Origin of the sequence: Streptomyces silvae, assembly GCF_016745505.1 — a bacterium.
In the GTDB taxonomy this organism is placed as follows: domain Bacteria; phylum Actinomycetota; class Actinomycetes; order Streptomycetales; family Streptomycetaceae; genus Streptomyces; species Streptomyces silvae.
On sequence record NZ_JAERUC010000113.1, the window covers coordinates 1 to 13,612 of the forward strand.

Consider the following 13,612-nt stretch of genomic DNA (forward strand, 5'->3'; position numbering starts at 1 on the left):
CCGCCGGAGCGGTCGCCTTACGGACCGCACGGCGACGGGCTCGCGCCGGCGGCGCGGCCTCGGCTACGGGCTCGGCGGGGCTCTCGTCGGCAGCGGCCGGTATGGCCGGCGTGACGTCCTCGGCGGCGGCCGCTCCCGGCGCGCCGGACGGCGGGCCGGCGGGGCGGGACGCCGCGCGGCGCCTGCGGCGCGGCGGCAGCTTGTCCCCGGGAGCGTTGTTGTCTTCGGTGTTTCCGGTCGTACCGGATTCGTTCGGCTCGTGCATGCGGGCGGTTCTCCCGTCGCGCTCCCGGGCGCCACGCCTGATTCCGGTCCGGCGCGATTCGCGTGATGTGCGCGATACCGCCGTCCGGGGCGCGGGCGCCGCACGGGAGCTGATGTCTGGCTCGCCGGTTCCGTACGCGTGACGCACGGCCTGGCGAAAGTCTTATGGGGCGGTGCGCGGCCCGACCCAGGTGGCTCCCGAGTCCGAGGGCTGCGCTACAACGACCGCCTTACGCGGAACCTGCACCTTCCGGCACCGTCGCGGCGGCTGCCGGATCGGCCGTGGATACGGCCGGGGCTGCCTCGCGGTCGGGCGCGAGCGGGTCGGTCACCGTGCCGGACTCCTCGTCGAAGAGCCCCTGCGCCAGCCTGGTCACCGCTGCGGGGACCGGCGGCGTTAGGTCGGCCACAGCGCGGAGACCGGACAGGACGTCGTCGGGTCGCACGGCAGGTGTCACGTGCCGTACTACCAGGCGCAGTATCGCACAGGGCCTGTCCCCGGACCTATCAGGCTGTGGATCAAGGGCCTGGAGGCCGGCCACGGCGGCGCGGGCGTCGAAGCTCCGCATGCCGTTCTTCGCACGTCGCTGGACCTCGACGGTGTCGGCCGCGAGGAAGGCCTCGACGGCCTTCTCCGCGTCCTGGACGGTGACGCCGTCCAGGCGCATCTCCCATACGGAGGCGGTCAGCCGGTCGGCGAGTCCGGAGGTGCGGGCCTCCACCGCGTCGATCACGTCGAGGCCCTCGGGCATCGACGCGTCGAGCAGCTTGCGCAGCGTGTCCGGATCCCGCGCCTCGGTGAGGGCGATCTCCAGGAACTCGGCCTCGCTGCCCGTACCCGTCGGGGCGGCGTTGGCGTACGACACCTTCGGGTGCGGGGTGAAGCCCGCCGAGTAGGCCATGGGCACCTCGGAGCGGCGCAGCGCCCGCTCGAAGGCACGCTGGAAGTCTCTGTGGCTGGTGAACCGGAGGCGGCCCCGCTTGGTGTAGCGCAGTCGGATGCGCTGCACCGCCGGTGCGGGCGGCGGGCCTTCGGGCTGTCGCTTGCCCAGTGGTTCTTCTCCTCGGTGCGGGGCGGCCGCGGTGGCTGCCGCCCACGAAATACGGGGTGCCCCGGGGTGCCGCTCCGGCTCACCCCCGCTTGACGGTTTTCTCGGCAAGCAGGGAGATCTCGGATGCGGGCGCCGCGCTGGGGACAGTCGTTGTCCTACCCAGGGTACGCGCCGCGGACGCTTCGAGTTCCCGCGCGTCCGTGACCTGCGGTGTTCCCACGAGCGCACGCCAGGCGTCCCTGCGCGCCGCGCGGAAGGTCTCCCGGGCGGAGGCCAGAGCGCCGCGGGCCGCGCGTCCCGCCTCCAGCGCGGCCGCCTTGACGGGGGCCCAGACGGTGTCGCGCAGGAAGTGCCCCACCGGAGTGCACACCGTGCGGTAGACCCAGGTCACCGGCGCGCCGACCAGGTTCCAGGCCAGCCAGGCCAGGACGCGGCCGACGGCACGCGAGAGGTATCCGGCGATCCGCCAGGCGACCCCGACGGCCGCCACGATCTCCCGGCCGACGGGGGCGAGGACGCGCCGGTACACCCATCCGAGGGGCAGCACGAGCAGGGTCATGACCAGCCACACGACAGCGGCCCACACTCCCCGCGCGGTGGCGGCGAGCCCCTTTCCGGCCATCAGGAGCGCCCACGCGATGCCGTGCCCCACCGGGGTGAGCACGTTCCGGTGGAACCAGAGCAGCGGTACGACGACCAGGTGGACGACCAGCCGGTCCACCGCGATGCCGAGCGGCCTGAGGACGTACCGCCAGGCGCCGACGGCCGGCCACACCAGGAGGAGGGTGACGAGTCCGGTCACCGCCGGGACGAGCAGTTTGTCGTACACCCACCGCAGCCCGTGTCCGGCCGGGGTGAGCACGGCCGAGTGGAGCCACTTCAGGGGGACGACGACCCCGTACCGGACGACGGGGACGACGAGGTAGCGCCACAGGCCTACCCAGGGCCATAGGAGGAGGGCGACGGCCAGCCACCCGAGGGCCCGGCCGACCGGGGTGAGCACCTGGTCGTACACCCACTCCAGCGCCCTGCCCAGAGGGCGCAGCAGCGCCCGTTCCAGGAGCCGGCCGCCCGCGACGAGCAGGTCCCAGAGCATGCGTACGGGCAGGACGAGGACCAGCACCACGATCCTGACGGGGATTCTGACGAGGGTCGTCAGACAGCCTTCCCCGCCTTCGTACGGCGGGGGTGGCGTGCGGTGCTTGTCGAGGTCCATGCCCTGGGAGACGCGAACGCCCGGCCCGGGGTTTCCCGGGCCGGGCGTTCGTCACCGGGCTGTCATTCGAAAGCCGGAAGGGGAACTACTTCACGACCGTCAGCGGCAGGAGCTTCTTGCCGGTGGGGCCGATCTGGATGTCCAGGTCGAGCTGGGGGCACACGCCGCAGTCGAAGCACGGCGTCCAGCGGCAGTCCTCGACCTCGGTCTCGTCGAGGGAGTCCTGCCAGTCCTCCCAGAGCCAGTCCTTGTCGAGCCCGGAGTCCAGGTGGTCCCAGGGCAGGACCTCCTCGTAGGTCCGCTCACGGGTGGTGTACCAGTCGACGTCGACGCCGAAGGCGGGCAGCGTCTTCTCCGCGCTCCTCATCCAGAGGTCGTAGCTGAAGTGCTCGCGCCAGCCGTCGAAGCGGCCGCCGGACTCGTAGACCTCGCGGATGACGGCGCCGACCCGGCGGTCACCGCGGGAGAGCAGTCCCTCGACGATGCCGGGCTTGCCGTCGTGGTAGCGGAAGCCGATGGAGCGCCCGTACTTCTTGTCGTCGCGGATCTTGTCCCGGAGCTTCTTCAGCCGGGCGTCGGTGTCCTCGGCGCTGAGCTGCGGGGCCCACTGGAAGGGGGTGTGCGGCTTGGGCACGAATCCGCCGATGGAGACGGTGCAGCGGATGTCGTTCTGCCCGGAGACCTCGCGGCCCTTGGCGATCACGTTGACCGCCATGTCACCGATCTGGAGGACGTCCTCGTCGGTCTCGGTGGGCAGGCCGCACATGAAGTACAGCTTCACCTGGCGCCAGCCGTTGCCGTACGCGGTGGCGACCGTGCGGATCAGGTCCTCCTCCGAGACCATCTTGTTGATGACCTTGCGCATGCGCTCGGAGCCGCCCTCGGGGGCGAAGGTGAGGCCGGACCTGCGGCCGTTGCGGGTCAGCTCGTTGGCCAGGTCCACGTTGAACGCGTCGACGCGGGTGGAGGGCAGCGAGAGGCCGATCTTGTCGTCCGTGTACCGGTCGGCGAGGCCCTTGGCGATGTCACCGATCTCGGAGTGGTCCGCGGAGGAGAGCGACAGGAGGCCGACCTCCTCGAAGCCCGTGGCCTTGAGGCCCTTCTCCACCATCTCGCCGATGCCGGTGATGCTTCGCTCCCGCACGGGGCGCGTGATCATGCCGGCCTGGCAGAAACGGCAGCCGCGGGTGCAGCCGCGGAAGATCTCGACGGACATCCGCTCGTGGACGGTCTCGGCGAGGGGGACGAGGGGCTGCTTGGGGTACGGCCATTCGTCGAGGTCCATGACGGTGTGCTTGGACACGCGCCACGGCACGCCGGACTTCTTCGGCACGACACGGCCGATGCGGCCGTCGGGCAGGTACTCGACGTCGTAGAAGCCGGGGACGTAGACGCCGCCCGTCCTCGCGAGGCGGAAGAGCACCTCCTCCCGGCCGCCGGGGCGGCCCTCGGCCTTCCAGGCGCGGATGATCTCGGTGATCTCCAGGACGGCCTGCTCGCCGTCGCCGATGACCGCGCAGTCGATGAAGTCCGCGATCGGCTCGGGGTTGAACGCGGCGTGGCCGCCCGCCAGCACGATCGGGTGGTCGACGGTGCGGTCCTTTGACTCCAGCGGGATGCCCGCGAGGTCCAGGGCCGTGAGCATGTTGGTGTAGCCCAGCTCGGTGGAGAAGCTGAGGCCGAACACGTCGAAGGCGCCGACGGGGCGGTGGCTGTCCACGGTGAACTGGGGCACCTTGTGCTCGCGCATCAGCTCCTCGAGGTCCGGCCACACGCTGTACGTGCGCTCGGCGAGGACGCCCTCGCGCTCGTTGAGCACCTCGTAGAGGATCATGACGCCCTGGTTGGGGAGTCCGACCTCGTAGGCGTCCGGGTACATGAGGGCCCAGCGGACGTCGCATTCGTCCCACGGTTTGACGGTGGAGTTCAGCTCACCGCCGACGTACTGAATGGGCTTCTGCACATGCGGGAGGAGCGCTTCGAGCTGCGGGAAGACCGACTCGGCAGACATCTGAGGACCTTCGTAGCTGGCAGGGGTGACCATCAAGCGTAACCCGGTGCTCAGCCTTTCAGTGCCGCCCGCAGTCCCGGCCGGGACGCCCGCGCCCAGACCTCGGGCAGTTCGCGTTCCCGTTCCGCCGCAGCGGCCTCCTCGCGGCCGTACAGCAGGCCCCAGGTGAACGCGGACTCCCCCGCGCCGTGGGCCTGGACCGCGAGGGTGCGCAGGGCGACCCTGGCGACGACGCTGTCCTGGTGATCGCCGAGGACCGACTGCACGGACTTCATCCGTTTGGCGAACTTCTTCGCCGGCTTCCCGAGCGCGGGCCTGGCGGCCTCGGCGGCGTAACGGACGCGCTTGGCGGCCTTGCGCGCCTCGTGCATGGCGACGTCGCGCTCCTCCCCCGGGTCGCGCTCCAGCGCGTGCCCGATGCGGGCTGCGAGGCGTTCGTAGTCCTTGAGTACGGCGCGGGGCAGGGCGTCCTCCGGCGGACGCGCGGCCGCGGGGAGCAGCGGCGGGTCGGCCAGGAGGGCGTCCAGGGAGTCCAGCAGGGCCAGATAGCGGTCCTCGTCGAGTACGGCGGCGACGCGCTGCCGTGATCCGGTCCGCCGGGCGACGGAGGTGAGCTTCAGCCGGGCGCTCACGGGACCCAGCAGGAGGGGTGCGGGCACCTGGGAGACGTGGGAGCGGAGCCGTGCGTCGAGGACCTCCTGGTCGCGGTCGACCCCGAGTTCGGCGGCGAGCCACTTGAGGTCGCCCCGGAGAGGGTCGGTGACCTGCCGGTCGAGGATCCTGCGGTACGTCCTGAAGGCACTGCGCAGCCGGCGGGTGGCGACCCGCATGCGGTGCACGCTGTCGGGCAGGTCGCGGCGGACGGCCGGGTCCAGCTCGACGAGGGCCGTGACCTGGCGGCGTACGTAGGCGAGCACATGGTCGCCCGCGGTGCGCGGGGACGGCGCCTTCGCCTTCTCCGTGCCCGGCGCACCGGGCGCGGTCCCGGCCAGCGCCCTGGCGAGCTTGGACGGCGCGGCCGAGGGCCGGATGCCTGCCTTGCGGAGCCGCCGCTCGACGGCGTCGAGGACGGCGGGGTCGGCGTCGTCGGCCAGCTCGACCTCCAGCTCGGTCCACGCCGACGTGGTGCCGTGGCCCTCCTCGGTGAGGCGCTCCGCGAGGACTTCGTCGATGCTCAGCTCGGCGAGCAGGGTGCCGTCCTCGCCGAGGAGGTGGTGGACGTCGCGGGCGGAGAGTATGCGGACGACGGGGGCCACCGGGGTGTTCCGTACCCGGGAGCGGAGCAGCTCGCCGAGGTCGGGCGGCAGGGTGTCGGTGAGCGGGGCCTGGATCTCGTCACGGACACCGGCGGAGACGGGGATCTTGAGGTGCCATCCGGCGTCGCCTCCGCCCGTTCTGCGGCGCAGGGTGAGGGAGTCGGCGGCCAGCCGGAGGTCCTCGGTGTCGTAGTAGACGGCGTCGAGTTCGCTGAGGCCGCGGTGGACGACCGCCGAGACCCCGGCCGCGCGGGTCAGATCGGGCAGCCGGGTCTCGGGAGTCGCTTCGTACTTACGCTCGACCTCACGCTTCGAGTCCGCCATACCTCGAACCTATCCGCGACGCTCGCGAATATGCGCAGAGTGGAGCGATCAGGCTGACATCGGGCGTTGCACCTTGATCGACTGGAGCAGGCCGATCGCCACCCAGACCGCGAACATCGACGAGCCCCCGTACGAGACGAACGGCAGCGGGAGCCCCGCCACCGGCATGATCCCGAGCGTCATCCCGATGTTCTCGAAGGACTGGAAGGCGAACCAGGCGATGATGCCGGCGGCCACGATCGTCCCGTACAGCTCGGTCGTCCCCCGGGCGATGCGGCAGGCGCGCCACAGGACGACGCCGAGCAGGACGATGATCAGTCCGGCTCCGAGGAAGCCGAGCTCCTCGCCCGCGACGGTGAAGACGAAGTCGGTCTGCTGCTCGGGGACGAACTGCCCGGTCGTCTGGGAGCCGTTGAAGAGCCCGGTGCCCGTGAGTCCGCCGGAGCCGATGGCGATGCGGGCCTGGTTGGTGTTGTAGCCGACGCCGGCCGGGTCGAGCGCCGGGTTGGCGAAGGCCGCGAAGCGGGCGATCTGGTAGTCGTCCAGGACGCCGAGCTGCCAGACGGCCACCGCGCCCGCGGTGCCCGCGCCGAGGAGTCCGAAGACCCAGCGGTTGGAGGCGCCGGAGGCGAGGAGCACGCCGAGCACGATGACGGCCATGACCATGACGGAGCCGAGGTCGGGCATCAGCATGACGACGGCCATCGGGACGAGCGCCAGGCCGAGCGCCTTGGCGACGGTCCGGTGGTCGGGGTGCAGCTGGTCTCCCGCGTCGACGCGGGCGGCGAGCAGCATCGCCATGCCGAGGATGATCGTGATCTTGGTGAACTCGGAGGGCTGGAGCGAGAAGCCGCCGGGAAGGAGGATCCAGGCGTGCGCGCCGTTGACGGTGGCGCCCAGCGGGGTGAGGACCGCGAGGACGAGCAGGACCGACAGCCCGTAGAGGACCGGCACCGCCCCCCGCAGGGTGCGGTGCCCGAGCCAGATGGTGCCGATCATCAGCGCGAGGCCGATGCCGGTGTTGAGCGCGTGCCGGAAGAGGAAGTAGTACGGGTCGCCGTGCGTGAGGGACTCACGGCCCCGGGTCGCCGACCAGACCAGCAGCGAGCCGACGAAGGACAGCGCGAGGGACGATCCGAGCAGGGGCCAGTCCAGCCGCCGCACGACGGAGTCGCGGGCGGTGAGCTTGGCCCAGATGGTGCGTTCCTCGGGGGCGTAGCGCGAGACGGAGAAGCCCGCCATCAGTCACGCCTCCCCACGGTCGCGGGCAGGGCGCCCGCGAGTGCCTGCGTGCCGTCGTCGACGGGCGCGGGGGTGTACGGCTTGATCTTGGGCGACTCGATCTGGCCGTCCGGCTTGATCTTGGGCAGGGTCTTCTGGGGCGCGGGCAGCAGCGCCTTCTTGAGGTCCTGCTTGCCGCTCGCGTCGAGCCCGTAGAGCGCGTTGTAGATGTTGCGCACGGCGGGGCCGGACGCTCCGGAGCCCGTACCACCCTGGGAGATCGTCATGACGATCGAGTAGTCCTTGGTGTACGTGGCGAACCACGAGGTCGTCTGCTTGCCGTAGACCTCGGCCGTACCCGTCTTGGCGTGCATCGGGATCTTGTCCTGGGGCCATCCGCCGAACCGCCAGGCGGCGCTGCCCCGGGTCGCGACTCCCGCGAGGGCTTCGTCTATCTTGTCGCGCGTGTCCGCCTTGAAGGGCAGCTTGCCGTGGGCCTGGGGCGCGATCTCCTGGACGGTCTTTCCGTCGCCGCTGACGATCGCCTTGCCGACGGTCGGGTCGTACAGGGTGCCGCCGTTGGAGATCGCAGCGTAGATGGTCGCCATCTGGATCGGCGTGACGAGCGTGTCGCCCTGGCCGATCGAGTAGTTGACGGAGTCACCGGCGCGCATCTTGTTGCCCTCGATGCAGCCCTCGTACGCGATCTTCTCGACGTACGTGCCGTCCTTCTTGCCCTGCTTGCACCAGGACGCCTTGTTGGCGTCGTAGAAGTCCTGCTTCCACTGGCGGTCGGGGACGCGGCCGGAGACCTCGTTGGGGAGGTCGATGCCGGTCTCCTTGCCGAGGCCGAACTGGTGGGCGGTCTTGTAGAACCAGTCCGCCGGGTTCTTCTTCGGCTTGTTGCCGCCGTCCTTCGCCCATTCCTTGTGCGCGAGGCCGTAGTAGACGGTGTCGCAGGAGACTTCGAGGGCGCGGCCGATGGTGATGCTGCCGTAGCCCTGGGACTCGAAGTTCTTGAAGGTCTGGCCGCCGATGGAGTACGAGCTCGGGCACGGGTAGTTGCCGTCGAAGTCGTATCCGGCGTTGACCGCGGCGGTCGAGGAGATGACCTTGAAGATCGAGCCGGGTGCGGCGGTGCCCTGGATGGCGCGGTTCAGCAGCGGGAAGTTGGACTTCTTGCCGGTGAGCTTCGCGTAGTCCTTGGCGGAGATCCCGCCGATCCAGGCGTTGGGGTCGTACGTCGGCAGGGAGGCCATCGACACGATGCGGCCGGTCTTGGCCTCCATGACGACGACGGCGCCGGAGTCGGCCTTGTACAGCTCGTTGGTGTTGCGGTCCATCTCCTTGCGGGCCGTCTCCATCGCCTGGTTCAGCTCGTACTCGGCGACGGCCTGGACCCGGGCGTCGATGGAGGTGACGACGCTGGCGCCGGGCTCGGCCTCGTCGTTCTGCGCCTGGCCGATGACGCGGCCGAGGTTGTCGACCTCGTACCGGGTGACGCCGGCCTTGCCGCGCAGCTCCTTGTCGTACGTGCGCTCCAGGCCGGAGCGGCCGACCTGGTCGGAGCGGAGGTACGGCGAGTCGGTGTCCTGGGCCTTGGTGACCTCTTCGTCGGTGACCGGCGAGAGGTAGCCGAGGACCTGGGCGGTGTTGGCCTTGCCGGGTGCGGCGTAGCGGCGTACGGCGGTGGGTTCGGCGGTGATGCCGGGGAAGTCCTCGGCGCGCTCACGGATCTGGAGGGCCTGCTGCGTGGTGGCCTCGTCGGTGACCGGGATCGGCTGGTAGGGCGAGCCGTTCCAGCAGGGCTGCGGGGTCTTGGCGTCGCAGAGCCGGACCTTGTCCAGGACGTCCTTGGGCTTCATGTCCAGGACGCCGGCCAGCCGGGTGAGGACACCGACGCCGTCGTCCTTCATCTTCATCAGCTCGGTGCGGCTCGCGGAGACGACGAGACGCGTCTCGTTGTCGGCGAGGGGCACGCCGCGCGCGTCGAGGATGGCCCCCCGGACGGCGGGCTGCACGACCTGCTGCACGTGGTTGTTCTTGGCCTCGTCGGTGTACTCCTGGCCGTTGCGGATCTGGAGGTACCAGAGCCGGCCGCCGAGCGTCAGGAGCAGGGAGAAGACGAGGACCTGGATCACGACGAGACGGATCTGGACCCGCGGGGTCCGGCCCGTCTCCGGAATGTTGCTCACGGGGTGCCCCCGGTGCTGGTGGGTCGGGCGGGGGTACGGGGGTCGCCCCCGGAAGGAAACAGCCTCACAGCCGCTTGACCCCCTTGATCCTTCCTGCGCGTGAAGCGCGGCTGCGGGCCGCCCTCAGGCGCATCCCGTTCCGCTGGCTGCCGATCCGCAGCCCGGTGCCGGTGGCCAGCCATCCGGCGGCGACGTCGCCGCTGCCGGAACTGTCGGCCACCGGGTCGTTCTCGGTACGTCTCGCGAGCGCCATGATCAGCGGGACGGTGAACGGCGCGAGGAGCAGGTCGTACACCGCGGCGGTGAAGAGCAGGCTGCCCAGGCCCACATGGCGGGCGGCCGTGTCGCCGACCAGGGCGCCGACACCGGCGTACAGCAGGGTCGAGCCGAGTGCCGCGGCGACGACGAAGGCCATCGGGGTGAAGGCCGACTTGAGCTGGCCGATCGAAGGCCGCGCCAGTCCGGCGAGGTAGCCGACGACGCAGAGGACCAGGGCGTAGCGTCCGGCGGCGTGGTCGGCGGGCGGGGCCAGGTCGGCGAGGAGGCCCGCGCCGAAGCCGATCAGGGCGCCGCTGACGTGCCCGTACACGAAGGCGAGTCCGAGGACGACGAGGAGCAGCAGATCGGGGGTGGCCCCGGGGAGCTGGAGGCGGGCGAGGACGGACACCTGGATGACGAGGGCGACCACGACCAGGGTGGCGGAGAGCAGCGTCCGGTTGAAGCGCATGGGGATCAGCTCTATTCCTGGTCGTTCGCCGCGTCGCCGGCTGCCGTGCCGGCGTCGCCGGCGGCGTCCGGGGAGGCGCCGGGGGAAGCGGAGGCGTCGGGTTTCTCGTTGACGTTCCCGACGACCTTCCCCTCGGCGTCGACGAGGTCGCCGTTGGGCTGGACGGTGACGGTGACGGTCGGGGTGGGCTTGGGCTTCTCCGGCTTCTTGGGCTGCTTCGGCAGGACCATGTCGCGGGGGTCCTCGCGGGGCGCCTGGACGACGATGCCCACGATGTCGAGCTTGGTGAAGCCGACGAACGGGCGGACGAAGACGGTGCGGGTGAGGTCACCGCCGGACGGGTCGACGCGGACGACCTCGCCGACCGGCACGCCGGGGACGAAGGGCTTGTCCTTGCTGGAGCCGAAGGTGACCAGCCGGTCGCCCTTCTTCACGTCGGCCTTGCCGTTGAGGAACTGGACCGACAGCGGCCGGGAGCCCTGCCCGGTGGCGAAGCCGAGCTCGTCGGTCTTCTCCATCCGGGTGCCGACGGTGAAGTCGGGGTCGTTGGCCAGCAGGACGGTCGAGGTGTTCGGGCCGACGGTGGTGACCCGGCCGACGAGCCCCTCGCCGTTCAGTACGGTCATGTCGCGCTTGAGGCCGTCGTTGGCGCCGGCGTCGATGGTGATCGTCCAGGAGAAGCCCTGGGCCGCTCCTATGGCGATGACTTCGGCGGCCTTGATGCCGTACTGGCCGGCCCCGGCGCTCTTCAGCATGGTGTCCAGCTGACGGACCTTGCTGGTGTTGCGGTCGTCGCTGCCGAGCTTCGTCTTCAGCGCGGCGTTCTCGTGCTCCAGTGCCGCGATCCGGTCGTGCCGGTCACCGGAGTCCCGTACGGCGCCGATGGCGTTGCCCACCGGGTCCACCGCCGCCGAGACGCCGTTCTCGACCGGTCCGAAGACCGTGGCGGCGGCCTGCCGGGCTCCGTCCACCGGTGACTCCTCGCCACCGCGGATATCCACCGTGATCAGGGCGAATGCGATGGCGATCAGCAGCACCAGGAGCAGCCGGCTCTCTCGTGTGTCCCTCACGTGCGGCGGCCGTGCCTTCCTCGTCGGAATGTTCGTGCCTGTATACCAACGTTCCGCCGTACGGGACGGCAGTGCCCGTACGGCGGAACATCGTGTTCTACCGTCGGGGCTGGGCGTCCAGCACCTGCTGGAGCGCCTCGAACTCCTCGACGCACTTCCCGGAACCGAGCGCCACCGAGTCCAGCGGGTCCTCGGCGATGTGGATCGGCATGCCCGTCTCGTGGCGCAGCCGCTCGTCGAGTCCGCGCAGGAGCGCGCCGCCACCGGTGAGGACGATGCCGCGGTCCATGACGTCGCCCGAGAGCTCCGGCGGGCACTTGTCGAGCGTCGTCTTCACGGCGTCGACGATCGCGTTGACCGGCTCCTCGATGGCCTTGCGCACCTCGGTCGCGGAGATGACGACGGTCTTGGGCAGGCCCGAGACCAGGTCGCGTCCGCGGATCTCGGTGTGCTCGTCCTTCTCCATCTCGAAGGCCGAGCCGATCGTGATCTTGATCTGTTCGGCGGTGCGCTCACCGAGGAGGAGGGAGTACTCCTTCTTGATGTGCTGGATGATCGCGTTGTCCAGCTCGTCACCGGCGACCCGGATGGACTGGGCAGTGACGATTCCGCCGAGCGAGATCACCGCGACCTCGGTGGTGCCGCCACCGATGTCGACGACCATGTTGCCGGTGGCCTCGTGGACCGGCAGACCGGAGCCGATGGCCGCGGCCATGGGCTCCTCGATGATGTGCACCTGGCGCGCGCCGGCCTGCGTGGACGCCTCGATGACGGCGCGTCGCTCGACCCCTGTGATACCGGAGGGCACACAGACGACGACCCGCGGGCGGGCCAGGTAGCGGCGCTTGTGGATCTTGAGGATGAAGTAGCGGAGCATGCGCTCCGTGATCTCGAAGTCGGCGATCACGCCGTCCTTCAGGGGCCGCACGGCAACGATGTTGCCCGGCGTGCGGCCGATCATCTTCTTTGCCTCGGCGCCGACCGCCAGGATTCCGCCGGTATTGGTGTTGATGGCCACGACGGACGGCTCGTTCAGAACGATGCCGCGCCCCCTGACGTACACCAGCGTGTTGGCAGTCCCGAGGTCGATAGCCATGTCACGGCCGATGAACGACATTGAGTTCCCCTTGTTCCCCATGAGGATGCGTCGGGCCTTCCCAGAAGCGAAGAATGGCTTGTTTCAGGTAGGCGAGGGTTGGCGCTGCGGGCGTGGAAGCTTCCATCGTAGTGCCGTATGCACGGACACAGCGCGAGGGTCCTTCGCCATGGCGAGCGGAACGGCTGCCCGTTCCACCCATGGTGACGTTACGTCGGAGGGATGCGTTCCCGCGAGACGTGACCCTATGCCGAAGGGCGACCGAATTACTTCGGTCGCCCAGGTCATGAGCGCTGATTGGCGGAGCCGAAGTCAGGAAAGTCCCGGAAAGAACAGCTTCAGTTCTCGCTCTGCGGACTCCTCGGAGTCCGAGGCGTGGATGAGGTTCTCCCGGGTGATCGTGCCGAAGTCGCCACGGATGGAGCCGGGCGCGGCGGCGATCGGGTCGGTCGGGCCGGCCAGGGCGCGGATGCCCTCGATGACACGCTCGCCTTCGGCCACCAGAGCGACGACGGGGCCGGACGCCATGAACTCGACGAGCGGCTCGTAGAACGGACGGCCCTTGTGCTCGCCGTAGTGCTGCTCCAGGGTCGCCTGGTCGAGCGTGCGCAGCTCCAGCGCGGTGATCGTCCATCCGGCCTTGCGTTCGATGCGGCCGACGATCTCGCCGATCAGCCCACGCCGGACGGCGTCGGGCTTGAGAAGGACGAGGGTGCGCTGAGTCATGTACGGCTCCTTGCAGACTTCCGGTGCGGGTGAGGGCGAGATTACAGGGGTACGCGAACGGCCCTACGGCCGGGTTTACGCTGCGTCATCCTTGGGCCGGGGCCTCGGCGCTCTCCTGCGCCTCGGCCTGGGCCGCCCACCGCGCCTTGGCCTCGTCGATCCGGCGGCCGTAGTGCACCGAGGCCCACCACAGGGCAGCGAAGATCACGCCCAGGATGAACATCATCGGGACGACGAAGCCGCTGAGCACCAGCAGGATCTGGAGCGCCCAGCCGAGCTGCACACCACCCGGTCGGGTGATCACACCGCAGAGCAGGACGGACAGCAGCATGCCGATGCCGCAGACCGTCCAGACCGTGGCCATGGACAGGTCGTCGGACTTCATCGCCACGAGGCCGGCGAAACCGATCACGAAGAATTCACCGATCAGCGTCGATGCACAGAGCGTACGCAC

At 70.2% G+C, this 13,612-nt stretch carries 12 protein-coding genes; all 12 read right to left on the minus strand.

The genetic code is table 11. The features are described 5' to 3' along the window. On the minus strand, positions 1-265 hold a 265-nt coding region (locus tag JKV81_RS17600; protein ID WP_202076713.1), incomplete at its 3' end, for a hypothetical protein. Between the two features lie 229 nt (positions 266-494). Next, entirely contained in the window at positions 495-1,274 is a 780-nt protein-coding gene (locus JKV81_RS17605; RefSeq protein ID WP_129262927.1) for a TIGR03936 family radical SAM-associated protein, read from the minus strand. Between the two features lie 121 nt (positions 1,275-1,395). Continuing rightward, entirely contained in the window at positions 1,396-2,532 is a 1,137-nt protein-coding gene (locus JKV81_RS17610) for a hypothetical protein (protein ID WP_202076715.1), read from the minus strand. Positions 2,533-2,617: 85 nt separating this feature from the next. Further along, positions 2,618-4,543: a TIGR03960 family B12-binding radical SAM protein gene (locus JKV81_RS17615; protein ID WP_202076717.1), complete on the minus strand. Its 1,926-nt coding sequence runs from the start codon at positions 4,541-4,543 to the stop codon at positions 2,618-2,620. Positions 4,544-4,593: 50 nt separating this feature from the next. Then, positions 4,594-6,123 (minus strand): CYTH and CHAD domain-containing protein, encoded by a 1,530-nt coding sequence (locus tag JKV81_RS17620; protein WP_202076719.1) that lies wholly within the window; start codon positions 6,121-6,123, stop codon positions 4,594-4,596. Between the two features lie 48 nt (positions 6,124-6,171). Next, on the minus strand, positions 6,172-7,365 hold the full coding sequence (rodA, locus tag JKV81_RS17625; RefSeq protein ID WP_124276504.1) for a rod shape-determining protein RodA: 1,194 nt from the start codon (positions 7,363-7,365) through the stop codon (positions 6,172-6,174). Beyond that, on the minus strand, positions 7,365-9,539 hold the full coding sequence (gene mrdA, locus JKV81_RS17630; protein WP_129262935.1) for a penicillin-binding protein 2: 2,175 nt from the start codon (positions 9,537-9,539) through the stop codon (positions 7,365-7,367). Before mrdA ends, rodA begins: the two co-directional genes overlap by 1 nt. 64 nt (positions 9,540-9,603) lie before the next feature. Then, a complete protein-coding gene (gene mreD / locus JKV81_RS17635) occupies positions 9,604-10,266 on the minus strand; it encodes a rod shape-determining protein MreD (RefSeq protein ID WP_202076721.1) in 663 nt (220 codons plus the stop codon). Between the two features lie 11 nt (positions 10,267-10,277). Continuing rightward, positions 10,278-11,336, minus strand: coding sequence for a rod shape-determining protein MreC (gene mreC / locus JKV81_RS17640; protein ID WP_124276501.1), 1,059 nt, complete (start codon positions 11,334-11,336; stop codon positions 10,278-10,280). A 97-nt stretch (positions 11,337-11,433) separates the two neighbouring features. Next, positions 11,434-12,453: a rod shape-determining protein gene (locus tag JKV81_RS17645; RefSeq protein ID WP_073746922.1), complete on the minus strand. Its 1,020-nt coding sequence runs from the start codon at positions 12,451-12,453 to the stop codon at positions 11,434-11,436. Positions 12,454-12,744: 291 nt separating this feature from the next. After that, entirely contained in the window at positions 12,745-13,158 is a 414-nt protein-coding gene (ndk, locus tag JKV81_RS17650; protein ID WP_099172561.1) for a nucleoside-diphosphate kinase, read from the minus strand. An 85-nt stretch (positions 13,159-13,243) separates the two neighbouring features. Then, positions 13,244-13,612: a DUF4233 domain-containing protein gene (locus tag JKV81_RS17655; protein ID WP_202076723.1), complete on the minus strand. Its 369-nt coding sequence runs from the start codon at positions 13,610-13,612 to the stop codon at positions 13,244-13,246.

Coding starts and splice junctions, on each gene's coding strand:
- rodA (WP_124276504.1), bottom strand. CDS start 7,365: ATGGCGGGCTTCTCCGTCTCGCGCTACGCCCCCGAGGAACGCACCATC.
- JKV81_RS17615 (WP_202076717.1), bottom strand. CDS start 4,543: ATGTCTGCCGAGTCGGTCTTCCCGCAGCTCGAAGCGCTCCTCCCGCAT.
- JKV81_RS17645 (WP_073746922.1), bottom strand. CDS start 12,453: ATGTCGTTCATCGGCCGTGACATGGCTATCGACCTCGGGACTGCCAAC.
- mreD (WP_202076721.1), bottom strand. CDS start 10,266: ATGCGCTTCAACCGGACGCTGCTCTCCGCCACCCTGGTCGTGGTCGCC.
- JKV81_RS17620 (WP_202076719.1), bottom strand. CDS start 6,123: ATGGCGGACTCGAAGCGTGAGGTCGAGCGTAAGTACGAAGCGACTCCC.
- ndk (WP_099172561.1), bottom strand. CDS start 13,158: ATGACTCAGCGCACCCTCGTCCTTCTCAAGCCCGACGCCGTCCGGCGT.
- JKV81_RS17610 (WP_202076715.1), bottom strand. CDS start 2,532: ATGGACCTCGACAAGCACCGCACGCCACCCCCGCCGTACGAAGGCGGG.